At 51.2% G+C, this 25,421-nt stretch carries 20 protein-coding genes and 1 tRNA gene; 15 read left to right on the top strand and 6 right to left on the bottom strand.

Annotation, left to right across the window (positions count from 1 at the left end):
• Positions 1 to 114 precede the first annotated feature (114 nt).
• The 8 genes from ACYZZ0_RS21550 to panD all read left to right on the top strand — a co-directional run bounded on the left by ACYZZ0_RS21550 (position 115) and on the right by panD (position 10,454).
• On the top strand, positions 115 to 3,045 hold the full coding sequence (locus tag ACYZZ0_RS21550; RefSeq protein ID WP_461538732.1) for an ATP-binding protein: 2,931 nt from the start codon (positions 115 to 117) through the stop codon (positions 3,043 to 3,045).
• Positions 3,046 to 3,123: 78 nt separating this feature from the next.
• Positions 3,124 to 4,533: a sigma-54-dependent transcriptional regulator gene (locus ACYZZ0_RS21545; RefSeq protein WP_461538731.1), complete on the top strand. Its 1,410-nt coding sequence runs from the start codon at positions 3,124 to 3,126 to the stop codon at positions 4,531 to 4,533.
• Between the two features lie 126 nt (positions 4,534 to 4,659).
• Complete coding sequence (locus tag ACYZZ0_RS21540) at positions 4,660 to 5,919, top strand: aspartyl protease family protein (protein WP_461538730.1); 1,260 nt, start codon at positions 4,660 to 4,662, stop codon at positions 5,917 to 5,919.
• 206 nt (positions 5,920 to 6,125) lie between these two features.
• Entirely contained in the window at positions 6,126 to 7,598 is a 1,473-nt protein-coding gene (pcnB, locus tag ACYZZ0_RS21535) for a polynucleotide adenylyltransferase PcnB (protein ID WP_461538729.1), read from the top strand.
• A 3-nt stretch (positions 7,599 to 7,601) separates the two neighbouring features.
• Positions 7,602 to 8,108 (top strand): 2-amino-4-hydroxy-6-hydroxymethyldihydropteridine diphosphokinase, encoded by a 507-nt coding sequence (gene folK, locus ACYZZ0_RS21530; protein ID WP_461538728.1) that lies wholly within the window; start codon positions 7,602 to 7,604, stop codon positions 8,106 to 8,108.
• 143 nt (positions 8,109 to 8,251) lie between these two features.
• Entirely contained in the window at positions 8,252 to 9,043 is a 792-nt protein-coding gene (gene panB / locus ACYZZ0_RS21525; protein ID WP_461538727.1) for a 3-methyl-2-oxobutanoate hydroxymethyltransferase, read from the top strand.
• A 29-nt stretch (positions 9,044 to 9,072) separates the two neighbouring features.
• Entirely contained in the window at positions 9,073 to 9,921 is an 849-nt protein-coding gene (panC, locus tag ACYZZ0_RS21520) for a pantoate--beta-alanine ligase (RefSeq protein WP_461538726.1), read from the top strand.
• A 152-nt stretch (positions 9,922 to 10,073) separates the two neighbouring features.
• Positions 10,074 to 10,454: an aspartate 1-decarboxylase gene (gene panD, locus ACYZZ0_RS21515; protein WP_461538725.1), complete on the top strand. Its 381-nt coding sequence runs from the start codon at positions 10,074 to 10,076 to the stop codon at positions 10,452 to 10,454.
• A gap of 77 nt (positions 10,455 to 10,531) precedes the next feature.
• Here panD and yciH read toward each other — a convergent pair whose 3' ends face one another.
• From yciH to ACYZZ0_RS21495, 4 genes are all read right to left on the bottom strand, one after another.
• Positions 10,532 to 10,855: a stress response translation initiation inhibitor YciH gene (gene yciH / locus ACYZZ0_RS21510; protein ID WP_461538724.1), complete on the bottom strand. Its 324-nt coding sequence runs from the start codon at positions 10,853 to 10,855 to the stop codon at positions 10,532 to 10,534.
• Between the two features lie 79 nt (positions 10,856 to 10,934).
• Positions 10,935 to 11,969, bottom strand: coding sequence for a DUF2333 family protein (locus ACYZZ0_RS21505; RefSeq protein ID WP_461538765.1), 1,035 nt, complete (start codon positions 11,967 to 11,969; stop codon positions 10,935 to 10,937).
• A 90-nt stretch (positions 11,970 to 12,059) separates the two neighbouring features.
• Positions 12,060 to 14,009, bottom strand: a complete 1,950-nt coding sequence (locus tag ACYZZ0_RS21500; RefSeq protein WP_461538723.1) for an EAL domain-containing protein — start codon at positions 14,007 to 14,009, stop codon at positions 12,060 to 12,062.
• A gap of 31 nt (positions 14,010 to 14,040) precedes the next feature.
• Positions 14,041 to 14,703: a transglutaminase-like cysteine peptidase gene (locus ACYZZ0_RS21495; RefSeq protein ID WP_461538722.1), complete on the bottom strand. Its 663-nt coding sequence runs from the start codon at positions 14,701 to 14,703 to the stop codon at positions 14,041 to 14,043.
• A 178-nt stretch (positions 14,704 to 14,881) separates the two neighbouring features.
• Here ACYZZ0_RS21495 and ACYZZ0_RS21490 point away from each other — a divergent pair, with 178 nt between their 5' ends.
• The 3 genes from ACYZZ0_RS21490 (at position 14,882) to ACYZZ0_RS21480 (ending at position 17,671) form a co-directional block, all read left to right on the top strand.
• The gene (locus tag ACYZZ0_RS21490) at positions 14,882 to 15,574 is read left to right on the top strand and encodes a DUF2817 domain-containing protein (RefSeq protein WP_461538721.1); all 693 of its coding nucleotides are present in this window, start codon (positions 14,882 to 14,884) and stop codon (positions 15,572 to 15,574) included.
• Between the two features lie 89 nt (positions 15,575 to 15,663).
• A tRNA-Ile gene (locus ACYZZ0_RS21485) sits at positions 15,664 to 15,740 on the top strand.
• Positions 15,741 to 16,297: 557 nt separating this feature from the next.
• Entirely contained in the window at positions 16,298 to 17,671 is a 1,374-nt protein-coding gene (locus ACYZZ0_RS21480; protein WP_461538720.1) for a hypothetical protein, read from the top strand.
• A gap of 3 nt (positions 17,672 to 17,674) precedes the next feature.
• Here the strand turns inward: ACYZZ0_RS21480 and ACYZZ0_RS21475 are convergent, their stop codons facing one another.
• Together ACYZZ0_RS21475 and ptcA are read right to left on the bottom strand one after the other, a co-directional pair.
• On the bottom strand, positions 17,675 to 19,024 hold the full coding sequence (locus ACYZZ0_RS21475) for a YfcC family protein (protein ID WP_461538719.1): 1,350 nt from the start codon (positions 19,022 to 19,024) through the stop codon (positions 17,675 to 17,677).
• Between the two features lie 110 nt (positions 19,025 to 19,134).
• The gene (gene ptcA / locus ACYZZ0_RS21470; protein ID WP_461538718.1) at positions 19,135 to 20,181 is read right to left on the bottom strand and encodes a putrescine carbamoyltransferase; all 1,047 of its coding nucleotides are present in this window, start codon (positions 20,179 to 20,181) and stop codon (positions 19,135 to 19,137) included.
• 446 nt (positions 20,182 to 20,627) lie between these two features.
• Here ptcA and ACYZZ0_RS21465 point away from each other — a divergent pair, with 446 nt between their 5' ends.
• The 4 genes from ACYZZ0_RS21465 (at position 20,628) to ACYZZ0_RS21450 (ending at position 25,387) form a co-directional block, all read left to right on the top strand.
• Positions 20,628 to 22,022 carry an APC family permease gene (locus ACYZZ0_RS21465; RefSeq protein ID WP_461538717.1) on the top strand — a complete coding sequence of 465 codons (1,395 nt, stop codon included), beginning with the start codon at positions 20,628 to 20,630 and terminating at the stop codon, positions 22,020 to 22,022.
• A 112-nt stretch (positions 22,023 to 22,134) separates the two neighbouring features.
• Entirely contained in the window at positions 22,135 to 23,226 is a 1,092-nt protein-coding gene (gene aguA / locus ACYZZ0_RS21460; protein WP_461538716.1) for an agmatine deiminase, read from the top strand.
• A 90-nt stretch (positions 23,227 to 23,316) separates the two neighbouring features.
• On the top strand, positions 23,317 to 24,723 hold the full coding sequence (locus tag ACYZZ0_RS21455; protein ID WP_461538715.1) for an APC family permease: 1,407 nt from the start codon (positions 23,317 to 23,319) through the stop codon (positions 24,721 to 24,723).
• On the top strand, positions 24,704 to 25,387 hold the full coding sequence (locus tag ACYZZ0_RS21450) for a TetR/AcrR family transcriptional regulator (RefSeq protein WP_461538714.1): 684 nt from the start codon (positions 24,704 to 24,706) through the stop codon (positions 25,385 to 25,387). The genes ACYZZ0_RS21455 and ACYZZ0_RS21450 overlap by 20 nt, the downstream gene beginning before the upstream one ends.
• Positions 25,388 to 25,421 lie beyond the last annotated feature (34 nt).

The following is a 25,421-nucleotide window of genomic DNA, read 5'->3' as shown; positions in this document are numbered from 1 at the left end:
CTCCAGCCATTATGGATTGGTGGCTGCAGACGAGTAATGACTGGTATCGCCCCTGGCTTCTGTGGCTGATTATGATTTTTGCCGGCTACGTGCTGCAGGTTAAGCGAGGGACCGATGAGTTTTGATGTTTCATCTCTGACACTACTGACGTTCGGTTACCTCAGTCTGCTGTTTTTTATTGCCTGGAGCACCGACAAGGGCTGGATTCCACGCAAGGTTGCCACCCATCCTGCCACTTATATTCTGTCGCTGGGTGTCTATGCCAGTGCCTGGGCTTTTTATGGCATGGTTGGTATGGCCTATCAGTATGGCTATGTCTTTCTCAGTTATTATCTCGGTGTCAGTGGGGCTTTTTTACTGGCACCAGTACTGCTGTCGCCCCTGCTTCGTATTACCCGTAACTGGCAGCTGCGGTCACTCGCCGATATTTTCGCATTTAGATTTCGCAGCAGCTGGGCCGGAGCCTTAACAACCATTTTTTTGCTGGTATCCCTGCTGCCGCTGCTCGCACTACAGATTCAGGCGGTATCAGACAGCATCCATATTCTTGATCCGGACACAGCGGCGCCTGAGCACTTCGCATTCGGCTTTTGCTTGTTGATGGTGCTGTTCGCCAGCCTGTTCGGTACTCGTCATATGCCTGACCGGCAAAAGCATCATGGTTTGGTAACAGCCGTTGCTTTTGAAAGTCTGGTCAAGCTGACAACACTGTTGATTATCGGTGGGGTGGTCTTGTTCGGGGTTTTTGACGGCCTCGGTGGACTCAACGAGTGGCTGGCCCAAAATCCTCAGGTTCTGGGTCGAATGCAGGCCAAGCTCAAGGATGGTCCGTGGCGCAGCCTGCTACTGATGTTCTTTGCCGCAGCGATTGTAATGCCGCATCTGTTCCATATGCTGTTCACCGAAAATATCAAACCGGCCTTTCTCAACACCGCTAGCTGGGCTGTCCCCTTACTGCTGTTGCTTATGAGCCTGGCAGTACCCCTGATTCTATGGGGTGGACAGGCTCTGAACGCTGACACTGCCCCCGAGTTTTACACTCTGGGAGTCGGTCTGGCACTGGATAATCCTGCTCTGATTGCACTGTCTTTCCTGGGAGGTGTTTCTGCTGCCAGTGGTGTCACCATTGTCTGTACCCTGGCACTGTCTTCCATGGTGCTGAACCATTTGATATTGCCGGTCTATCAACCTTCAAAAAAGGTCAATATCTACCGCTGGCTGCAGTGGACCAGCCGGGTGCTGGTTGCAGTTCTGATTATCGCCAATTATGCCTTCTACTATCTGATGCAGAGTGGCGAAGAGGATCTTACTGATCTCGCCATTCTGTCTTATGCAGCCGGCATGCAGTTTCTTCCCGGAGTTCTGGCAGTGCTCTACTGGCCCCAGACTAACCGACAGGGTTTCATCAGTGGCCTGCTTGCCGGCCTTACCGTCTGGGCATTGACCCTGATGTATCCGGTTCTGACGAATAGCCCCGGCCTTTTCTTCAGCTGGCACGGGCTGAATATGAGCCTGGATTCGAATTGGTATTACGCTGCACTGGCTTCAATAACACTCAACGGACTGGTGATGATTGTTGTTTCCAGATTGACGACACAGTCCACCGAAGAAGCCATGGCCGCTGAAGCCTGCGCCGTTGAACAAATGACCCTGACCAAACACCGTACGCCTGCTGCAGGGTCTGTCGAGCAGTTTGAACAGGCTCTATCGGCTCCACTCGGTGTAATAACTGCCAACAGGGAAATGACCCGGGCACTGCAGGATCTGCAGATGTCCCCCACAGAAACCCGCCCCTATGCCTTGCGACGGTTGCGGGACCAGCTTGAAGCCAACCTTTCAGGCTTGATGGGTCCAAGCGTTGCCAGAGATATCATTACCCGGGCACTACCCTGGCAAACTGAAGAGCAGTTCCAGACCGCTGATATCAATTTTATAGAAAGCCGGCTGGAAACTTATCAGACAGAGCTTACCGGGCTGGCAGCACAACTGGATCAGCTGCGACGCTATCACCGTGAAATTCTGAACCAGCTGCCCATGGCTGTCTGCTCTTTGGGTCCACGGGGTGAAATCCTGATGTGGAACCAGGCAATGACCGATACCACCGGTATTCTGTCTGACGACGCCAATGGTTTGTTAATATCCGAACTGCCCCAACCCTGGAGCCGAATGCTGATCGCATTTACCAATGCCAACAGCAAGCATGAACATAACCAGCACATCACCCAAGGTGGCAAACACCTGTGGTTTAACCTGCACAAAACTATCATCAAGGACCGTGATGGTGACAAGGGTTACATCATCATGCTGGAAGACTTGACCGAAGCCCAGTCACTGGAACAGCGGCTGGAACACAGCGAACGGCTGGCATCTATTGGTCAACTGGCGGCAGGTGTTGCCCATGAAATTGGCAACCCGGTGACCGCTATCAGCTGTCTGGCACAAGAGATGAAAGCCCTGTCGAGCGAGCAGGATGTCAAATTTGTTGCATCCCAGATGCTGGAACAGACCCAGCGTATCAGCACTATACTTCGCTCTTTGATGAATTTTGCTCACAGTGGTTCTGCAGCTAATTTTGGCAAGGAGGAACCGGTGGACATGCATGCCGTCATTCATGAGGCTATTGCACTGCTGTCTTTAAGTCCAAAACACCACAACCTCCAGTTCCGTAATCAGTGCGACTCTGACGTTTGTGTACTGGGTGATGCCCAGAAACTGCTGCAAATCTTTATCAACCTGCTCAGCAATGCGGCAGATGCTTCACCGGAAAGTGGTGAGATAAGCATTACTTCCAGGCTGTCAGAACAGTCAGTTGATATTGCTGTAACTGACGCTGGGCATGGCATCAGCAAGGAAAACCAGAGCCGTCTGTTCGAGCCGTTCTTTACTACCAAAGAACCCGGTAAAGGCACCGGACTGGGGCTGGCGCTGGTTCACCGAATGGTGGAAGAACATTTCGGCAGCATCCGGGTAGAAAGTCCGGTTGATACCGAAGCAGGAACCGGCACTCGCTTTACCGTACGCCTGCCGCGTTACGTAACTGAATAAAGGCTTGTGCCCGCTGCAATATTTCAGGTTAGAATGCACAGCGCGGTTCCATAAATTACAAATACAACAGGAGTAAGTATGAGCAAGGGGAATATTCTTATCGTTGAAGACGAAACGATTATTCGCGCCTCTCTCAGACGCCTGCTGGAACGTAATGACTTTGAAGTGGATGAGGCAGGCTCTGTCGATGCAGCACTGGAAAGGTATGAGTTAACTGACTTTAACCTGATTATCAGTGATATGCGGTTGCCCGGTGCACCAGGCACCGAGCTGATTGGCAAAAGCACGACACCTGTGCTGATTATGACCAGCTATGCCAGCCTGCGATCTGCTGTTGATTCCATGAAAATGGGCGCTGTCGACTATATTGCCAAGCCTTTCGATCATGATGAAATGCTGACTTCAGTTAATGCTATCCTGGCGCGTCAGGCTGAAGTAATGGCAGAACCTCCCGAAGCCGCAAACAATATCTCTGCAACATCTGCCACTAAAACGGAAGACGGCAAAGGCGACTACGCCAATATTATTGGCCGCTCAACCGTGATGCAGGAACTGTTTCGCCGTATAGATAAAGTTGCTCCGACCAATGCTACTGTTCTGATTCAGGGTGAATCAGGAACCGGTAAAGAGCTGGTTGCTCAGGCACTGCACAACAACAGCCAGCGCAAAAAAGCACCGATGATTTCGGTGAACTGTGCGGCTATTCCTGAAACCCTGATTGAATCCGAACTCTTTGGTCATGAAAAAGGCTCTTTCACCGGTGCCACCAGCACCCGCGAAGGCCTGATTACCGCTGCAGATGGCGGCACCCTGTTTCTGGACGAAATCGGTGAGCTACCACTGGAAGCCCAGGCTCGACTGCTGCGGGTACTTCAGGAAGGCGAGGTACGCAGGGTAGGTTCCATTCAGTCTCACAAAGTTAATGTCCGACTGATCGCCGCAACCCACCGTAACCTGAAACAGCTCTCTATGGAGGGCCAGTTCCGGGAAGATCTTTATTTCCGTTTGAATGTGGTAGAACTCTATATTCCACCGTTACGGGAGCGGGGCGATGATGTGGTACTGCTGGCTGAAAAGCTGTTGCAGCGCCAGGTCGAGCTGAGTGGTAGTCAGCCTTTGATGTTCTCTCCTGAAGCTCTGAGCGCCATTAGTCAGCACCAGTGGCGAGGCAATGTGCGTGAGCTGCAGAATGCCGTTGAACGAGCCACAATTCTCTGTGAAGACGATATTATCGTGCCGGACAATTTGGGCCTCGAACAGCCCGGTAGCAGTTACAGTACTCCGGTCCAATCCAACTCTGCAACGCTCGTCAACGAATCTTCTGACGGCTTGACACTGGAAGACTACTTCCAGCGCTTCGTCCTCGAGCATCAGGACAATATGACCGAAACCCAGCTGGCCAAAAAGCTGGGGATCAGCCGTAAATGCCTCTGGGAGCGGCGCCAGCGCCTTGGCATTCCCCGCCGTAAAGCCACAGCGACGACCTGAGCCGGCCTTCCTGATCATTGCATCAGTACATAAAAAGTGACCACCTCCATCCGCTGCTGTTAGACTGAAAGAACCCTGCGCTGCAAGACAGGTCAAAGGATAGACTTGTTCAACGAGGTGGAGCCCTTGAGATTTGCCAGTGCCTTTATTTTCTCTCTGATATTGTATGTCCTTGGTATCATGACCGGCTGGTACCTGAATGGTTATCAGCAGCTCAGTGATACCGGAGATCTTTCAGCCAATCTGATTGAGCAGAAGCTATTTCCCGGTGCATCTTCAAGATCTGAACAGGCTACCGGCCAACAAATAGATCACTCGGTACTGATGGTCCAGAAAAAGCCGATTTTGGGTACCACTCAGCACTCAGCGCCATCATCCCATATTGCCACCCGCCTTACTGACGATCAGGTAACTTTCCTGACTTCACTGCATCAGCTGCGTCTGGAAGATGCTCTGCTGCTCTATCAGCAGCATGAGCGTAACAACAGCCCTGATTTTTTCCATCTAAGAAGAGCCCTGCTGAGTACGGTCGACCAGATGGAAAAAAGCCCCAAAGGCCTTGAAGTACTGGAGTACTTTACTCAGTACTACTATGACGACCAACCTTTGCTGGAACGCTATGCAACCCAATTAGAAAAGCAGAACCAGTTACAGCGAGCGCTGGAAGTCCGCATCAGCGCCCGCCAGTTCACTTCCGATGAAATCCGTATTTCCAGCCAGACCCGTCAGATTCACCGGCTGGCCCGAGAGTTATTTAAGCAATATCAGCGGCAACAGAAGCTGGATCAGACATTGCCGCTGTTCCAGCAGCTTGCTACTGTCGAGCCTGATCACAGTTTCTATCGCTTTGCCCTGGCCCAGTCCTGGCTGCAGACTGGCAGCCCGGACTCCGCCATTCAGGAACTGGAGCTACTGGAATCAGATCCAGTCTTCGGTCAGAAAGCCCGGGATCTACTGGCGGCTCTACTACCATCACCAGAAATCGAATCCACCACGTCCGGAGCCATCCCTCTACAACCCTGGGGACAACACTTTATTGTGACCACTCTGGCCGGACGCCGGCAACCACTGGACCTGCTGCTTGATACCGGTGCCAGTGTCACCACTCTGCCACCCTATTTATTGCAGCGACTGGCCAGCACCGGCAATGCCCGCCGGATTGGTCAGGTAAGACTCAGTACGGCTAACGGCATTCGCAGCACCAATCTTTATCGCATCAAAACACTCCAGCTGGGTGGCTATGAACTTCGCGATCTGGATGTAGCAGAACTGCCGCTGGATGATGGCAGCGGAGCAGATGGTTTACTTGGAATGGATATTCTGGGGCTGTTTGATTTCCGGTTGGATCAGGATAGTCGCACCCTGACACTGATTTCACGCAAGTGAAGCCAATTCATATGAGGAAATCATAATGCTATCATTGCCTCCAGTATCTCGATTCAATTCATCACGTATTGCACACTGCCAGAGGCAGTACAGTGCCTATTTCGCCACCCCTGGTGAAAATGGACTGTTATGTGTCCATGGTAACAACGCCTGAATACTCCCGATGAAGAACCTTTTATTCATCTTTGAAAAAACAGACAGGACGTATGTGGAGTAATCGTTTTTTCAGCTGGATCACCAGCTTTTTCAGCTCTTCTTCCACGGAAAATGAAGTGCCTTCCGAAGAAATCAGCCCTCATCCCCCCGAAAATGCCGTCTGCCTGTCCGGTCGGGTCAAAATTATTCCGCGGGATCAGCACCCGGTATCCCGCAAGCAGATCAGCCATAATGCCCTGAAAGTGCTGTACCGGCTCAGCAGTCAGGGTTATGACTCGTTTCTGGTCGGCGGCTGCATCCGCGACCTGCTGGTTGGCATTCAGCCCAAGGACTACGATGTGGCAACCAATGCCACACCAGAAGAAGTAAAAGCCCTGTTCCGCAACTCCCGCATTATCGGGCGCCGCTTCAAGCTGGTACATGTCCAGTTTGGTCGTGAAATTATCGAAGTAGCGACTTTCCGTGCGCCACACGACACCGGTGATCACGGCAAAGACCGCTCTCATCATTCCGACAATGGCCGTATTCTGCGGGACAATGTGTACGGCACCATTGAAGAAGACGCAGCTCGTCGCGACTTCACCATCAACGCTCTTTACTACACCACTGATACTTTCAGTATTCATGACCATGCTGGCGGTATCCGTGACATTCAGGACAAAGTCATTCGCCTGATGGGCGACCCGGTACGCCGCTATCATGAAGATCCGGTACGGATGTTACGGGCAGTGCGCTTTGCCGCCAAACTGGGCTTTACCATTGAGCCGGCCACATCGGCGCCTATTGCTGAGTATGCTCACCTGTTGAGTGACATTCCCGCAGCTCGCATGTTTGATGAAGTGCTGAAGCTGCTGCAGACAGGCAAGGGTGAACAGACCTTCCATATGCTGCGTCAGTATGGACTGTTTTCTTATCTGTTCCCTGCCACAGAGCATCATCTGGCCCATAACGAGCAGGCTCTTGACCTGATTATTCAGGCCCTGCGCAATACTGATCAGCGAGTACAGGAAGATCGCCCTGTCACTCCAGCGTTCCTGTATGCGGCCATGTTGTGGCATCCAATGATGCGCCTGACCAATGATATCGTGGCTCAGGGAATCCCTCCGGTACCGGCGATGCAACAGGCGGCCTCCATCGTACTGGATAACCAGAATGGTCATACCACCATTCCCAAGCGGTTCTCGATTCCGGTTCGGGAAATTTGGGAAATGCAGCGCCGACTGGAAAAGCCTCACAAACGCCGCGTGAACAGTTTGATGGAGCATCCGCGTTTCAGGGCAGCGTATGACTTCCTGCTGTTAAGGGAACACTCTGGCGAAGACCTGGGCAACATCGGTCACTGGTGGACCGAGATTCAGGCTACGGACGAAGACAGTCGTGGCGGCCTGATGAAAAACATGAATAATCCCGGCAAGCCCCGTCGACGTCGGCGCCGGAATCCGAACTACCGTTCCCGAAATCGCCATAGTAATAATCGTGGTGAACGTCAGCAGGGTTCGTCCCAGAACAAGTCGCCGGAGTAAGTTATGGCTGTTACTGCGTATGTTGGTCTGGGCGCTAATCTGGGCAACCCGGTCGAACAGCTCACAGGAGCTGTTCAGGCCATTGCCCGAATACCGAAAACCGAGCTGTTTGCAGTTTCGAAGTTATACGCCAGTCGTCCTGTAGGTCCCGGTGAGCAAGAGGATTACTGTAATGCTGCAGTAGCTCTCAGTACCGAACTGGAACCTGAGAAGCTACTGGACGAACTACAGCGTATTGAACTTGAGTTCGGACGTGAACGCCTGATCCGATGGGGTTCACGCACCCTGGATCTTGATATTCTGCTGTTCGGAGACAGCACAATTAATACTGAACGCCTGATTGTTCCCCACAAGGAAATGCACTGGCGTTCATTTGTGCTGCACCCACTGGCGGACATTACTCAACCCGGTTTCACGATGCCGGATGGAACGTCATTACAGTCATTACTTGATGACTGTGACAGTTCCGGGCTCAACCTTCCCGGTAAAAACTGGAAACCCCTCACCTGATTTTTTCAGCCGGAAGCCCTTAATTAGCGGGAAACTCCTGTGAAAAAGCGTTTGCATCCGGCTTATATCAGCACTAATCTGCGATTTTCATCAAATCCGGCTTTCCAACACCGGTTATACCACTAATTCTGGTTATACCTTCTATGCCAAAAGTCACTCTTAATACACTTGCGTCCCGTAAAGCTGCGGGAGAAAAGTTCACCTGCCTTACTGCTTATGATGCAACTGTCGCACATTTGCTGGATGAGCAAGGTGTTGAGGTTCTGCTGGTCGGTGACTCACTCGGCATGGTTATGCAGGGCAAGGATTCCACCGTGCATGTCAGCATGGACGATATCGAGTATCACACTCGCTGTGTAAGCCGTGGTGTAAAAGACACCATGATCATGTCCGACATGCCATTCATGAGTGCATCGACTGAAGAAAAAGCGCTAGAGAATGCCACCCGCCTAATGCAGGCCGGTGCCGAGATCGTCAAGATCGAAGGTGATCGCTGGTTGCTACCGGCCGTTAAAACGATGGCCGAGCGCGGCATTCCGGTTTGTGTTCACCTGGGACTGTTGCCTCAACTGGTCAGTATACTGGGTGGCTATAAGGTTCAGGGTCGTGATGTTGAACAGGCGACCGCAATGATTCAGCTGGCAAAGGAAATGGAACAGGCCGGTGCTGTGATGCTGTTGTTGGAATGCGTGCCCAGCGATCTGGCACGTGAACTGACCCAAACTGTGTCCATTCCGGTTATTGGTATCGGTGCAGGCAAGGACACCGATGCCCAGGTTCTGGTCACGCAGGACATGTTGAATCTGACCCCGGGCCGCAAAGCCAAATTTGTCCGCAACTTTATGGAAGGCGCCAGTTCCGTTCAGGATGCAGTTGGTCGCTTTGTTTCCGCAGTGAAGTCCGGTGAATATCCGGCACCGGAACACAGCTACTGAGAGAAAGACCGATGACCATGGAAACTTCGATGAAAACAGTTGGCACCATTGCCGACGTACAGGATGTGCTGAGCACGGTTCGCACCCAGGGCAAAAAGGTTGGCTTCGTACCGACTATGGGTAACCTGCACGACGGTCACCTGTCTCTGGTTCGTGAAGCCAAAAAGCGCTGTGACTATGTGGTTGTCAGCATTTATGTCAACCAGCTCCAGTTTGGTCCTAACGAAGATTACGACAGTTACCCCCGTACTTTCGAAGAGGATCAGGAATTGCTGGTTCAGGAAGGTGTGGACCTGCTGTTCACGCCTACATCTCACGAAATCTATCCGGAAGGTGCCGAGCACCATACTGTAGTGCGGGTTGATGCACTGGATGGCATGCACTGTGGCAGCAGCCGCCCCGGCTTTTTTACCGGTATCGCGACAATTGTCTGCAAGCTGTTCAATATTCTGCGTCCGGATGTAGCGGTATTTGGTGAGAAGGACTTCCAGCAGCTGGCGATTATTCGCAAGATGGTGGAAGACCTGTGCATGCCTATCGAAGTCGTCGGTGCACCAATTGCCCGTGCGGACAGCGGCCTGGCTCTGAGCTCACGTAATGGCTACCTCACTGCTGATGAGCGCAATGCAGCTGCATTGTTATATCAGGTTATCAGTGAAGCCCGTGAGCAGATTCTGGCCGGTGAGCGTAATTATGACGCCATTCATCGGGACGGTTTCGTCAAGCTGGCCCGGGCTGGATTCAAGCCGGATTACTTCAATATTGTCGATCGTCACACCCTCCAGCCCGCCACCCTGAAGGATGACAAACTGGTCATTCTGGCTGCCGCTATGCTGGGCCGTGCCCGCCTGATTGATAACGTTCAGCTGGACATCTGAGCCGGTGTGCCGCTGATGTAAAAATTCAAAATCACGGCATTTCCACCAAAAATAAGTACCCGGAAAAGACTTTTCGGGTACTTATACCCCTTGATGCCCGCGCTCAGGGTGAGTAATCTTCGCAAAATTATTATTTCGCCGGAGAAGAGAGTTTGCAGAACATCATGTTGAAGGCCAAGTTGCATATGGCCACAGTGACCCATGCGGTTCTGAATTACGAAGGTTCCTGCGCAATCGACAGTGATCTGCTGGATATGGCGGGTCTGCAGGAATTTGAACAGATCCAGATTTATAACAAAGATAACGGCGAGCGTTTCACCACATATATCATTCGTGGCGAAGCAGGTTCACGCATGATCTCCATGAACGGTGCTGCAGCACGCAAGGTTGCAGTGGGTGATCGTATTATTATCTGTGCTTACGGCAACTACGACGCCAATGAGTGCAAGGACCACAAGCCGGCCCTGATCTACATGGCTCCGGAAAACGTGGTTGATCACACAGCCAATGCGATTCCTGTTCAGGCTGGTTAATAGCTGAAAGAGAATCCATATCAGGGCATCAATGATGCCCTGATTGCATTTAGTTTTTCTGATCTAAGCCCTGGATCTCAGCCACCAGATTGCTTGGCATCATAACCCTGCTTTTTCAGCTCGGACAGCATCGATTCACAGTGATCACCCTGCAGTTCAATAGCACCATCCTTCACTGCACCGCCACCACCACAGCGTTTTTTCAGCACTTTCAGAAAAGCTTTCAGGTCATTGCCAGCCAGTGGCAGCCCTTCGATGACAGTAACGGTTTTACCACCACGTCCCTTGCGATCACGACGGACACGAACGCGACCATCGCCCACCGGTGCTTCTGCCTTTTTCTTTTCCTCTTTAATCCGGCCACCGTCAGTGCTGTAAACCAGACGACTGTTATTGCTCATTGAATTCACTTTCGGTTAGTAAAACGAAAAAGAAGCCTTACCGCACTGCGATAAAGCTTCTTCGTAAAGGGGGGAGATGTTATCCCTGTTCCAGCAATTCACGCAGCTGGATCAGTGCCGCGTTGGCACGGGAGATGTAGTTGGCCATAACCAGTGAATGGTTGGCCAGCACACCAAAGCCACTGCCATTCAGTACCATCGGGCTCCACAGGGTTTCCTGGGTACCTTCCAGCTCACGAATAATCTGGCGCAGGCTGACCTGGGCATTCTTTTTGGCCAGTACATCGGCAAAATCCACTTCAACAGCTTTCAACAGATGAATCAGTGCCCAGCTGGTACCACGCGCTTCATAAAAGACATCATCAATTTGCAGCCAGGGGGTTTTAACATCGATTTCCACGCCTTCAGGTGTGGACTGAGTTGCTTCAGGATCACCTGCAAGGTCAGTATTCAGTCGCGGCTTGCCGACACTGGCACTCAGGCGCTGGGAAAGACTGCCCAGTCGGTTGCCAACATCACCAATCCAGGACGCCAGATTATCTGCACGCGCATAGAACTGAGCTGATTCATTGGGATCAGAAAGGCGCATCAAATAGTTATTCATCAATTTGATACCGCGCTCGTACTGCCCTTCACTGGAAGGCAGCGCCCAGCTGCGATCATTGAAGTTAAACTGCGGCTCAGCCATCGCCAGATCCGGGTCCTCCTTGGACTGGGACTGGGAGCGGCTCATATCTTTGCGCAGGGCACGACTCATATCACGGATCTGTACCAGTACGCCGTGTTCCCAGTTGGAAATGTTATCCAGATAAAGTCCGGGTGGCATTATGTCATTACGAATGAAACCACCGGGCTTGTTGAGCAGTTCTTCGGCCATATGGATGACAGTGGATGTGGTCGTAAAACCTGTGACAACATCACGTCCACGCTTTTCCGCCATCTGCGCCGCATTTTCACGCACGGAAAAAATTTCCGGCGCCCGGCTCCACCAGATACCCAGTGCTACAACCACAACAACGTAGAGCAGTAATATAACCGCCAGCAGTCTCGCCATCTTTCCATTGGCGGAGAATTTTTCCCGCAATGCGGCAAACTGATCTCCGGCCTTTTCCATGATGCTCATAATCTTTCCCCGGATAGAACATTCCTGTGGCGAAGTATTATGAGCAAATCAGCCGGTTTGCGGTAGCCCGCAGCAAGGTTTTTATAATGCTTCAGGTCGTCCCAGATGGAAGCCCTGACCGCCATCAACACCCAGTTTGAGCAGTTGCTGCCAGGTTTCCTCACTCTCGACACCCTGTCCCAGCAAAATGATATCCCGGTTATGAGCAATCAGCGACAGAGAGTGGATGAAAAACTGGTTACCTTCATGGCTGTCCAGCTGGCGGACAAAGGTGTTGTCGATTTTGAGGTAGTCAATGTTCAGTTGTTTCAAATATGACAGTGCCCGGGTGCCGGTACCAAAGTGATCAAGTGACAGTGAGCAACCTAACGGTTCAAGCTCCTCGACAAGTGGCATCAGCTCTTCAGCAACCAGATGAAGCGTATACTCCGGCACTTCAACAATCAGGCGGGAGGCCAGCTCCGGGGTTTTCTTAAGTCGCCCTGTCAACCAGTGACGAAAGATTTCCTTTTGAATTGAACGTGTCGACAGGTTCACACAGAACTTACTGTCATCATCAGGATGCGCCTCAATCCATTGCAAGACTTTTTCAATCACAATCTGGTCAAACTGACTGCTGAAATCAAACCGCTCAACCATCGGCAAGAAAGCCGCCGCCGAAGCCAACTCACCTCGCAGCATCATTCGCGACAGTATCTCCCGATGTAAAATCTTGCCTTCCCGGTCAAAAACCGGTTGGGCATATAACTCCACATCCTGCCGTTCCATCACATCCCGCAAGGATGTTCTCCACTCATCTGCCGGCCAGCTGGAAAAGTGATGAACCTCGGTCTGCTGCAAGGGTTTGACCTGCCAGCCACTGCGCCCCTGAGTCTGCAAACCCCGTAATACCTGATCTGCTTCACTCATCAACACGCGTAAACCGGTTTTGCTGGTACAAATAACTGTTGCCAGTTCCAGCTTTCCAATTTCATTTTTCGTATCAAACCAGGGGAGAGTGATGATGGTCTTATAGAGTTTCAGAGAAAGCGCTCTGGCCTGCTCCTGGTCAGAGCCCGGCATAAACAATGTAAACTCACTACCACTGTGTCGAGCCACAATGGACTCTGGAAAGCTGCTGGAGATTTGGTTGATCCGCTCTGAAATCGACAGCAGAATATCATCCCCCTTTGCCCGACCCTGCTGAAGATTGACCTGCTGCAACCCATTCATATGAATCAATGTCAGACTTCCACCGGCATCACCGCGGTCTGATTCCATCAGGGCTGCCACCTGATCATCAAATGCCCGGCGATTCAGCATTCCGGTCAATTCATCAGTACGAGACTGATCCCTCAGCCTCTCGGTTAAAGTGACCTTTTCATTAAACAAGTGCTGCAGCTTGCCAGCCATTCGATTCATCGCTTCGACCACCCGGCGCAACTCCCGAGTTCGGGGTAACACCGGCTGTACTTCAAAACGACGCTGGCAGATCGCATCGGCCTGCTTTTCAACCCGGTCGAGCGGACGCAACACCAGACGCAATAAACCAACCAGCACCACCATGGATATCAGCAAAGCCACACCAAACAGCACAACACTTTCCTTGGTTTCTCGCCACAGGCTCTGATATGCATATCCGGGATGACTGATCACTTTAAGAATGCCGGTTGGCTCCCAGCCATTACTGACTTCGGTCGTAGCCGACGGCACATGGAAGCTGACAATCCGAACAAACCAGTTCGGTACGCCCTCTAGCTGCATGGGCTGACGGCTCATAACCAGCATTTCACCATCCATATCGGTAAAGCTGATTTCCTGATAGTGGCCGCGGTCAAAAATGGCATCAATCATGGAGTCCACTAACGCGATATTGTCGGCATCCGCAGTGGCAATAGAAAGTCCCAGAGAGGTGGCTGTATCCTGGGCATGGGATTTCAGCTGGGCACGGACATAGTCCCGGGCATCAACCAGCTTGACCAGCAGGCTGGCTCCAAACAGCAAACACAGTAACAACGCCAGAAACAGCCCCAGTTGCCTTGTCAGGGTCACGGCACATTCCCTCGTTAACTTTTAATTGTTGTTACTCTGAACCGAGATCCTTGTTCAGACGTTCTCTCAGCGCCATCCACAGGCTGAGACGATTCGCTTCACCCACACGCTTGCCATGGCCACGCTGTTTCGCCAGCCACAGGCCATCACCATTGAAGTTATACACAGGCGCCAGATCACTTCGCTCGGTAGCCGGACGAATATCCCCGATCAGATTATCCAGCACCAGCGGCACAGATGATCCTTCCGGAAAATAGGTCAGCACCATATGCGCCTGATTCAGGTTAAGGGCTTTGACGTAGGTAATTCTCAAGCGCTCATCGGCAATACCCAACTGACGCAGGGTAAAATATTTGGCGATGGAAAAGTCTTCACAGTCTCCGGCTCCCCGGGACAGGAATTCAACAGGCGTGGCCCAGTAATCTTCGGTACCCCACAGCTGTCGGTCACTGACAAAGCGCATGTCATTAAAATAGTTATTCACGCTCTCCAAGTATGCCATATCATCCTGCTGCTGGCTGCTTTGCTGACGCATAAAATCATCCCAGCCCAACAGTCGGGTTGCAGCACGCTCACCGTACTGGACGGTTACCTGATCAACCAGTCCCTGGTTAACCAGAAAGTAACGCCCGGCCAGTGCCAGCGCAGAAATGCAGAACAGAATAAGAAACCGTCGAAGAGACGAAAAATCCATATCAGGTGCTTACCGTAGCCATCTCGCTACTCATCCTTGAAACTGCCCCGCCAACTCACTGGCAAAATCAGGCAACACTTCTTTTCAGCTTAGACGGATTCAGCCACAAGCTCCGGCTGTTTGCCTTGAGCGGATTCTGCTGCAAAGCTGAAAGTATGGCTTTTGATCAGGATGAGGAATGGAATTTACCCGCCAGCCCGACGGCTACAGCGTAACAGGAAGGCCTATACCTAACTGGCATACCCCACAGCAGACAGGAGAGCGTATCTACCTGATCGCTGGCACCCACGGTGATGAGCCCGAAAGTGTTTATGTTTTGCTGCGGCTGTTCCGCTGGCTGAAAGGATTACCGGATAATTCCGCTTTGCCAATAACCCTGATTCCTGCACTTAATCCCGATGGGCTCGCTCAGCGAACCCGGACCAATGCCAACGGCATTGACCTGAACCGCAACCTGCCAACAGATTGCTGGGTGAACAATCCTCACGAGCCCCGATATTTCGGGGGGCATACCCCCATGAGTGAACCGGAAAACCTGTTTCTCAATGCACTCTACCAGCAACAGTCACCTGCACTGATTATCAGCTTCCATTCATGGAAACCCCTGCTGAACAGTAATGGAGAATGTGACGATATCCTGCAGCATCTGGCAGCTCACAACGGCTACCCCATCGTTCGGGAGGAAATAGAAGATCATCCAACGCCCGGCTCGCTGGGAACTTACGCATCGACAACGCTGGGTTCACCGGTACTGACCTTTGAATGCCCGACGATCGAGCAGCATACGTCCATGGAAACGATCTGGCAGGAAAACAAAAAGGCATTAACAAGCCTGTTTACTTCAGGTATTCTCGAAAAATATCTACGTTGAGCTGCTAACTGTCACTAATCCGGCACTGAGTGCACTTCAGCACTGGAACAGTCGCAAATCTCGACGTATAATCCCCGCGCACTTGTTTTGGGCCTTTAGCTCAGTTGGTTAGAGCATCCGACTCATAATCGGCAGGTCCTGGGTTCGAGTCCCGGAAGGCCCACCATAGTTTATAAAGGGTAAGTGATTTCGAATCACTTACCCTTTTTTAATGCCTGATATTCTCTTTTTTTTCTTTATTCCACCAAGCCCCCTTATTTAGCCCACGATTTTCATGTCATTCCAGCGATAGCCATCTACGCTGTAAAGCCAAACCAAAAAAAGAAATGAGGCTGGGGCATGTTCAGGTCAGATTACTGTTATCTGTCAGCAGCGAAAATAATCTTTTTCCTGTTTCTGACTCTTCCGGGATCTAATGTTCATAGCGCAAGTTTCGATCTGACAAAAGCCACTTGGTGGCATCCAACTTATAGCTCCGATGTACAGATCTTATGCCTGAAAAATCAGATAATTAAGGGATATGGCAATATTCACTCAGCTAAAGCAGACCTTGTACTATTTCCGGTAAGTGAAGAAGATCTCCGCATAATTCTTGATGATGTTCGCCAGCATAATGCAACCTGCTCAGGGGAAAGTGAAAAAAAGACTCTGACCGTCGTTGGCTCTCGCCTTTCTTTTGCCGAACAGACATTACCTCCTGCATGCTCAACTCCTGCCACCTCTGTGGAAGAGCGACATATCGCTATCAGCACCCAACAACTAAAGACAATCAGACTTCCAGATTTCTATGAGGACAGTCCACCTCTCATTGAAGTGGAAATGGAGGCTGGCGTCACTCTCCGGGAAGCCACTGATAGGCTGACCAAAGAGTTGGGACATTATTATCAGCCTCTTGATATTCCCAGCAGTAGTGCCATCACAATCGCAGGTCCCTTACTGACATTTGGCTTCTCGCGTACAAGCTTTTATCGCAGAGGTTACTTTGTCAGTCATGTTGTATCGTTTCGCTTTATACGGGCTAAGGATGGTGAAGTCATCGAATGCAGTCCTGACGAAAACTCCGAGCTATTTTATGCCCTACCCGGCACATTGGGTGCAGGGGGAGTCGTGACATGCATAAAGCTGAAATTTTATCGTGTCACATCTGTAACCGGGAATCACTCTGCTGAGATTCAGACAGAGGTGCTTGAGCAATGCACTGGATTTGAACAGTTTTCGACTGCTTTTGCCCGTTACACATCTACCCAGAATCAGGATACATATGATCAGGGTATCTATGGTCTCAGCCAGGGAGTAGCCGAAAATCAGCGCTATATTATCGTTGGTTCAAAAACAGGACACAGAACGCATGAAACAGCTACCGGAGCGGGCTGGAGTAACGGCTTTGGCCCTGTTTTAAGAAGAATCTTCTGCTACGGACCCAAGTTCACATCCAGTGATCCAGACTTTACATACTGCGGCTCAATGCCACTGTATAACACTCCAGACAGACTCAAAGGTGCTCTGATAACAGCAGCAGAACAACTGCATCAGTGGAAGTGTTTTGCTTCCATTTCCAATTGTTATTTCTGCAAGGGGGCACGATTTGTAGACGAACCCGAAAAGTACACTTATTACCATGATGGCTTCTGGTACCACCATGAAAAAATGTATGCCTCAATGGTGATCCATCACGCCTGGGTTCTTCCGTCACAAGACCCGGAACAGTTAAAACAGTTTGTTGAACTGATAGAAAGACTGAAGCGCAAATATGACCTCTGCTCATTACTGGAAGACTACACACCTGTCGTCGGTGTACAGAAATTCCCAATGGCTCCAGTAAGAGAAGGATGCGGTTTTATTTTTCAGTACAGCCATGCCATATACAGCCGGGATCTGGAAAAAAGAAAAGCATTTTGTCATGAGCTGACAAGTGAAGCATTAAAGCTTGGTGTTCGACCTTTACTGCTGAAAGAATTGTTTGCTGCTGATGATGTTTTGAAAGTTGCCCTCAAAGACCAACTACAGCACTTACACGATTTCAGAATGGCCAATGACCCGGACAAGCTTTTTCGTTCTGCTCTGCTGGATCGACTGGAGCAGCTGCATACTCATTAATCATCAGGCAGCAAATACCAGAAGGGTAATCACAACTGCACATAGAGCAACCAACAAGGGCATTACCCATATCAGATAACGTCTGAAAGAAATACCAGCCAGCATCAAACCGGCCATCAGGGAAGGGGCCGTTGGAGCGCACATATTCATCAAGGCTCCAGCCGCCTGATAAGCTGTTACTACCAGATCACGCGATACACCTGCGGTATCAGCCAAAGGTACCATCCACGGTATGGAGATTACCGCCAGCCCGGCTGATGAAGAAATCAGCGCTGATAACGGCAAATGTATAACAAATACCAATCCCGCAAAAACTGACACCCCCAGCCCATAAAGCCAGCTCTCGATTACAGGAAGTAGTGCTGCGATAACTGCACCATCAGTCAGAACTACATCGATCCCACGAGCAAAGGCAATGACCAGTACAACACTCACCATATCTCTGGCGCCAGACAAAAAATGGTGAATAATCTCTTTTTCAGAGAAGCCATTCAGCACAGCAACAACTACAGCCCCAACCAGAAAAACGCAGGCCAACTCATTGAACCACCAGTTTTGTGCCGGCAGAGTTCGGACTCCCATCTCCTCCCAGGGCATTACACCGTAGATCATGACCAGAAATGTTGCAGCAAAAGCAGACAGGGTTAATTTCTGATGCCGGGAAAGTGCCGGTGATTTGACCGTCAGGTCTCCGAAATCAGATTTACACATTTGAGTGGTAACAGGGTTTTGTCTTGTCTTGCAGGCATAGCGCATAACAAATCCACAAGCGGCTCCCAGCAGTACAACAAACATTAGCAACCTGAGTCCAATTCCTTCTCCAACCGGAATGCCTGCATAGAAGGAAGCAATGCCTGTTGAGAATGGATTCAGGGTTGAAGCCATTGTGCCAACATTAGCACCCACCATAATGATTCCTGCTGCCACCATCTTGTCGTAACCGGCACGCTCCATCACTGGAATAATCAGCGACCAGAAGGCAATCGTTTCTTCTCCCAGCCCGTATATCGTTCCTCCAAGAGCAAACAAGGTCATCAACACCGGAATCAACAATAGCTCTCTTCCCTGCAGCCTTATCAGCAACCGGGTAATACCTGTTTCCAGTGCTCCGGTGGCATTTACCAACCCCAGAAATCCACCCAGTACAAGCAGAAATGCAATGATATCCGCTGACTTATGGAAGCCACGTACCGGAGCAAACAACACAGCACCGATACCCTGTGGCTGACAACCGGGCACAAACCAGGATGCAGCCGCAGCAATAGCTATCAGCAAGAACAGCAGGGTATAAACCGATGGCAACTTAAAACGAAGATTGCCTTTGAGGAGAAAATTGAATACCAGCCTGCCCATAGCCACTCCGGCATGAGAATTATCAGACTTTGATATTAGTGCACTGCATGAAAATGCAGACAGCCCGGCTTTTAGCCGGGCTGTCTGGAGTCAGAGAGGTGCGTTATAAATCAGATCCGGCTCAGCAGACCTTCAATGCGATCCTTGTGGAAAGCAACAGTTTCTTCAGAAGGCTTCTGAATGTGCTTGTGAGTCAGGTAAACCAGCAGTGCCATCTGAGCTGTCAGGCGGTTTTCAGCTTCGTCGAAGATTACGGAGCGTGGGCCATCCATCACTTCGCGGGTGCATTCGCGTTGGTCGTTAGCAGGCAGGCAGTGCATGAATACACTGTTTTCACCAGCCTTGGCCATCATTTCTTCAGTCACTACGTACTTCGGCATGAAGGTAGTCAGACGCTCTTCTTTTTCAGCTTCCTGACCGAACCAGTAGAAGCTGTCAGCGATCAGAATATCGCAACCTTCAACTTCATCAACATTGTCAGTCACGGTCAGTTTGCCACCGGAAGTTTCGATGTTTTCCAGCGCGATGTCCTGCCACATCTGAGGAGCCTGGTACTTCTCAGGGCCAATGTGCTTGAAGTGCATGCCGAACTTGGTGCAGGCGAACATCAGGGAAGAACATACGTTGGTCGCGTCGCCTACGAAGGCAACAGTCAGGTCTTCCAGTTTTTTTCCTTCCGGCAGGTGTTCCATCATGGTGAACAGATCAGCCATGATCTGGGTCGGGTGCAGCCAGTCGCACAGACCGTTGATCACCGGAACAGTGGAGTGTTCAGCCAGACCCGCAACAGTCTTGTGGTCGTCTACACGCGCCATGATCACGTCACACATACGGGAGATAACACGACCGGTGTCAGCCAGACTTTCTTTAGCGCCCAGGTGAATGTCTTTCGGAGACAGGAACAGACCGTGACCACCCAGAATGGTAGCCGCAGTTTCAAAAGAGATACGGGTACGGGTAGAAGGCTGTTCGAAGATCATGCCTACGGACTTGCCCTTGAACAGCTGAGGAACAGCGTTAGCCTTGCGGGCTTCTTTCAGCATGCCCATCAGTTCCAGAATGTCAGCCAGCTGCTGACGGGTGTAATCCTGAGTTTTCAGGAAGTGCTTGAGTTCCGGCTTGTTCAAGTCGGTAGCACTGGCGGAAGGCATTTTCATTTTGAAACTCCTGACTTGCAATCAGCAATGTCTAACGTCTTTGGTTTCGGACAACCTCAAACATCAGTCTCATACCACCTGCCGACTGCCTGAAGTGTTATCCGTTCAGTTGGCTCGCATCATAGATTCACCGATTTTTATCCACATTGATTTGAATCAATAATCGATTTTTATCCTGAAAATATCGATAGCAACCCCAACCAACCTCAACAAAACCCATATAAACAGCACTGCAAATCGATAAAAATCACAAAAGATCGTCTTTGTGACGCAGATCAAGATCGATAAAAATCCGATAATTATCATATAAGGCAACCTAAAACAGACTTTTATCGATTTTTAACGACCAAGGCCTGTTTCTCAGGGCGGCATCTGGCCCGGCCACACACGACGGAACTCATCCAGCCAGTAGCCCGCCGCTTTACAGCTCTATCGGGGGATTCAAAATGAGTACCGAGACTTCAGCTGGCAAAATGGGGCTTTCCAGCCTGACGTTGTTCAGCGTATGTGCCGTTCTGGTAGTTGATGGTTTAACAGCCAGCGCTTCCATCGGCCCTTCTTCCATTTCCTGGTGGCTTATCACTCTTGTTCTGTTCGTTATCCCCTATGGCCTGATTTCTTCCGAACTGGGTACTACTTACCCCGGAGAAGGCGGTATTTATGACTGGGTAAAAAGAGCCTTTGGCAACAAGTGGGCTGTTCGCACCACCTGGTTCTACTGGATTAACGTAGGCCTGTGGATGCCGGCGGTTTACATCATGTTTGCCGGCATGTTTGCTGAAATGTTCTTCCCTGAAATGGGACTGGCTATGCAGATTGCCATTTGTGTCGGCCTGACCTGGCTGACCGTATGGATCTGTAACACCTCTGTAGACGCCGGTGTATGGGTGACCAATCTGGGCGCATTGTTCAAGGTTGTTGTCATCACAGTACTGGGTGTCGGTGGCTTCTGGTACGCCAGCCAGCATGGTGTTGCCAATGAATTCACCATGGAAAGCATGATGCCTTCTCTGGATTCCGGCCTTGGCTTCCTGCCGGTTATCATCTTCAACCTGATGGGCTTTGAGCTTATTGCCTGCATGGGTGATGAAATCAAAGACCCGCGTCGTGATATTCCAAAGTCTATTCTGATCTCCGCAGTGATCGTGACCGGCCTTTATATTTTCGGCACCATCGGCATCCTGATGGCTCTGCCAGTAGAAGAAATTGGCCTGGTAGCGGGTATTATTTCTACCCTGCGTACTCTGTTCGGTGAAGGCGCTTTCGGTCAGGCGATGATTTACGGCATCGGTACTCTGGCGCTGCTGACCTTTATTGCTAACATGGCGACCTGGACCATGGGTGCAAGCCGCGCAGCAATGGAAGCCGCTCAGGCGGGTGAACTTCCTGAAATCGTTGCCAAGGAAGATCCGAAGCACCGTACCCCGGTTGGTGCCAACGTCATCACCGGTATCGTATCCACTGTCGTTATTCTGCTGTACGGCCTGACTTCCGGTGAAAGTGACGAACTGTTCTGGTCTATCTTCGCTTTCTCTTCCTGCATCTTCCTGCTGCCGTACCTGTTCATGTTCCCGGCTTACCTGAAGCTGCGTATCGCTGATCCTCACGCCGAGCGTCCTTACAAGGTTCCCGGCGGCATGGGCACCCAGATTGCACTCAGTGTTATCTGCTTCCTGTTCATTGTCCAGGCTGTAGTGCTGTTCATCTTCCCGGATATCGCTACCGGCACCGTTGACTGGTCTTACAGTGCCCCGGTTGCCATCGGTGTTATCGCGACTATCGCTATCGGCGAATGGATTCTGGCCAGCGCGCTCAAACGGATGCAGGCTGCAACCGCATAAGGACGACCCCGAAACAACAAGCGTCGCTGAATTCATCCAGCGACGCAGCTTCAAAGAAACAGTCAGATCAAAAAAATAGTCAGATCGCAAACGAATTAAAGAGAATCACGTCATGAGCAAGACCTTCACCACTACTCCAAAAGCTGATGGTTTCCGTATGCCCGGTGAGCATGAGCCTCATGCAGAAGTCTGGATTGCCTGGCCGGAGCGCACCGATAACTGGCGCTTCGGCGGCAAGCCGGCTCAGCAGGTTTTTGTTAACACTGCCAAAGCCATCGCTGACGTGACCCCGGTCACAATGGCAGTCTCCGCCGCACAGTATGATAACGCTCGCAACCTGTTGCCTGAGCATATTCGTGTAGTGGAAATGACAACCGACGATTCCTGGATGCGGGATATCGGCCCAAGTTATGTCGTGAACGACAAAGGCGAGCGCCGTGGTGTGGACTGGGAATTCAATGCCTGGGGTGGGCTTGTTGACGGTCTGTACTTCCCCTGGAACCGTGACGACCAGATTGCACGCAAGATCTGCGAAATTCATCGCGACAATCACTATCGTGCACCGATCGTGCTTGAAGGTGGTTCTATTCACGTAGACGGCGAAGGCACACTTTACACCACTGAAGAATGCCTGCTGCATCCAAGCCGTAACCCGGACCTGTCAAAAGAAGAGATCGAGCAGGTTCTGAGAGATTATCTGAGCATTGAGAAAGTCGTCTGGATTCCACGCGGTCTCTACAACGATGAAACCAACGGTCATGTGGACAACCTGATTCACGTTGCCGGTCCGGGTGAAGTGATTCTGTCCTGGTGCGATGACGAAAACGATCCCCAGTACGAAATCTCCCAGGAAGCCTTCAAGGCTCTGAGTGAAGCCACTGATGCCAAGGGCCGCAAGCTGAAGATCCACAAGATGCATATCCCCGGCCCGCTGCATATTCGCGAAGAAGAAGCTGGCGGCATTGATGCCTGTGAGGGAATGGAACGTACTGCCGGTGAGCGTCTGGCAGGCTCCTATGCCAACTTCCTGATTACCAACAAGCGCATTATTCTGCCGCTGCTGGATCCGGCTCGTGACGAAGAGGCCAAGGCACTGCTGCAGGATGTTTTCCCCGGCTATGAAATTGTCGGTGTTGACGCTCGTGAAATCCTGCTGGGCGGTGGCAACATCCACTGCATTACCCAGCAGGTACCGGCTGTGTAACAGTTCGCCGGATGTTGGATGGAAGTTGCCCATCACAGCTTTCATCCAACTTATTGAAAACTCGTTAAGAAGCACCGTCAGGAGACCGTCATGATCAACCCCCGACGTCTGACCCGCCGCGATATTATGCTGTTTACCATCAGCGCCATCCTCACCATTGACGGACTGGCTGCCGCAGCGGCGATCGGGGTGCAGTCTCTGACCTGGTGGCTTCTGTCTTTTATCTGTTTTGCCATTCCCTATGCATTGATCAGTGTTGAGCTGGGTACCTGCCGTCCATCCCGGGGTGGCATTGTTCACTGGGTTCGGCTGGCTTTCGGTAAACGCTGGGCTTCCCGCACCAGCTGGCTCTACTGGATCAATGTTGCTTTATGGATGCCCGCAGCCTTTATCATGATGGCGGGTATTTTTTCCCAGATGTTCTGGCCTGAAATGCCGCTGAAACACCAGATTCTGTTTGCACTGGTTGCGACCTGGCTGGCCGTGGCCGTCTGCTGTCTATCTCTGGATATCGGTAAATGGATTCCCAATATCGGTGCCTGCTGCAAGATTCTGGTGGTCTTTCTGCTGGGTGTTGGCGGTGTAATTACTGCAATGCACGACGGAATTGCCAACACTATCAACCTGACCACCCTGACACCTAAATGGGACGAGGGATTGCAGTTTTTCCCCGTAATTATCTTCTCCATGATGGGTTTTGACCTGGCCTGCTGTGCCGGCGATGAAATGAAAAATCCACAGCGTGATTTGCCTGTAGCGCTATTGCTGGCAGGCATTGTAATTACTGTGCTTTACCTGTTCGCCGTCTTTGGCATGCTGGCAGCCCTGCCTGTTGATGAAATCGGTCTGATTTCAGGCCTGCTGTCTACTTTTGAACGACTGCTGGCTCCTCTCCCCGGCAGTGAATGGCTGGTACTGGTGATTGGTATGCTGATTATGTTCAGTTTTATGACCAATATTGTGACCTGGAGTATTGGCTCAAACCGTGCTGCCACCGAAGCCGCTCACGACAATGACCTGCCAGCCATATTCGGCATTGAGCATCCCACCTATGGCACACCTCTGGGTGCAAGTGTCCTGAGTGGTGGAGTCTCTTCTCTGGCAATCATTCTTTACGGTGTTATGGCTGAATCTGCCGAAGTGCTTTACTGGTCACTGTTTTCCTTTGCCAACCTGATTTTCCTGTTGCCGTACCTGCTACTATTCCCTGCTTATCTGATTCTCAAGCGTCAGCCGGGTGCTGAAGCCGGCTGGCAGATTCCCGGCAAACTGTGGACAACCCGCATTATTGTTTTTCTGCCCCTGTTGTTTACTGCGCAGGCTATTGTGTTTTTTGTTCTGCCTCCAGGCGCATTCGATCCGACACATACCTTTTCTACACTTGCAGGACTGGGTGTAGTGGTTGCCATCGGCGAATGGATCTGCCGGCGCAATCCGGCACCTGAAAGAGCGCAGATTGCTATCAAGGAGAAGTTAAGTGAGTGCCCTGCCAGCTGAAAAGCCTGAAGCTGATACCGTCATACCGTCCGCTGTTACATCGATAACAAAAGGCCGGCGGCACCAGACCCGGAGTCTGGAGCGCCGGCGCCGGATCCTGACGGCAGCCAGAGAGTTGGTAACCTCTGAATCCGTTTCGAGTCTTTCACTTTATGATGTCGCCCGGAAAGCTGAAATTCCGCCGTCATCGCTGTATCACTTCTTTCCGAAAATGGATGTGCTGCTGCAGGCACTGGCTGAAGAAGCGTTTGAAGCCTTTGATAGCTGTGTTGCCGAACCCATTCCAGCTGATCAGATTGATCACTGGAGTGATATCGGGCAAATACTGGAATCCCGAATGCAGCAGTATTATCAGGATAATCCCATGGCCCGCGCCCTGATTCTGGGACAGCATTTGCACAGTGATATTCTGTCTGCCGACCACCAGCATGATGAGCAGATGGGTAAACAGATCGAAGCCATTTACCGCAGTTTCTTTGAGCTTCCGCCACTGCCCCAAAGCTACAACATCTTTGCCATTGCACTGCAAATTGCGGACAAGGTTTATGCCATGTCTCATCAGGAGTATGGCAACATCACCCCGGAGCTGGCCCGGGAAGGCTGGCGTGCAGCCCGTTCCTATCTCAGCATTTATCTGCCCGATCAGCTGCAAAGATCACTGTAGGTGTGCAAGCCAATAGACGGATGCGAATAGCTCG

Source organism: Spongorhabdus nitratireducens (genome assembly GCA_947387575.1).
GTDB lineage: Bacteria > Pseudomonadota > Gammaproteobacteria > Pseudomonadales > Endozoicomonadaceae > CANDOC01.
This window is presented reverse-complemented; position numbering and strand designations above follow the sequence as displayed.

What these genes read in the sequence shown, in the direction of transcription:
- ACYZZ0_RS21505 (WP_461538765.1), bottom strand. Translation starts at nt 11,969, where the DNA reads ATGGAAAAGGCCGGAGATCAGTTTGCCGCATTGCGGGAAAAATTCTCC.
- ptcA (WP_461538718.1), bottom strand. Translation starts at nt 20,181, where the DNA reads ATGAAAATGCCTTCCGCCAGTGCTACCGACTTGAACAAGCCGGAACTC.
- ACYZZ0_RS21490 (WP_461538721.1), top strand. Translation starts at nt 14,882, where the DNA reads ATGGAATTTACCCGCCAGCCCGACGGCTACAGCGTAACAGGAAGGCCT.
- ACYZZ0_RS21455 (WP_461538715.1), top strand. Translation starts at nt 23,317, where the DNA reads ATGATCAACCCCCGACGTCTGACCCGCCGCGATATTATGCTGTTTACC.
- ACYZZ0_RS21550 (WP_461538732.1), top strand. Translation starts at nt 115, where the DNA reads ATGAGTTTTGATGTTTCATCTCTGACACTACTGACGTTCGGTTACCTC.
- panB (WP_461538727.1), top strand. Translation starts at nt 8,252, where the DNA reads ATGCCAAAAGTCACTCTTAATACACTTGCGTCCCGTAAAGCTGCGGGA.
- yciH (WP_461538724.1), bottom strand. Translation starts at nt 10,855, where the DNA reads ATGAGCAATAACAGTCGTCTGGTTTACAGCACTGACGGTGGCCGGATT.
- ACYZZ0_RS21475 (WP_461538719.1), bottom strand. Translation starts at nt 19,024, where the DNA reads ATGGGCAGGCTGGTATTCAATTTTCTCCTCAAAGGCAATCTTCGTTTT.
- pcnB (WP_461538729.1), top strand. Translation starts at nt 6,126, where the DNA reads ATGTGGAGTAATCGTTTTTTCAGCTGGATCACCAGCTTTTTCAGCTCT.
- aguA (WP_461538716.1), top strand. Translation starts at nt 22,135, where the DNA reads ATGAGCAAGACCTTCACCACTACTCCAAAAGCTGATGGTTTCCGTATG.
- ACYZZ0_RS21465 (WP_461538717.1), top strand. Translation starts at nt 20,628, where the DNA reads ATGAGTACCGAGACTTCAGCTGGCAAAATGGGGCTTTCCAGCCTGACG.
- folK (WP_461538728.1), top strand. Translation starts at nt 7,602, where the DNA reads ATGGCTGTTACTGCGTATGTTGGTCTGGGCGCTAATCTGGGCAACCCG.
- ACYZZ0_RS21495 (WP_461538722.1), bottom strand. Translation starts at nt 14,703, where the DNA reads ATGGATTTTTCGTCTCTTCGACGGTTTCTTATTCTGTTCTGCATTTCT.
- panC (WP_461538726.1), top strand. Translation starts at nt 9,073, where the DNA reads ATGAAAACAGTTGGCACCATTGCCGACGTACAGGATGTGCTGAGCACG.
- ACYZZ0_RS21545 (WP_461538731.1), top strand. Translation starts at nt 3,124, where the DNA reads ATGAGCAAGGGGAATATTCTTATCGTTGAAGACGAAACGATTATTCGC.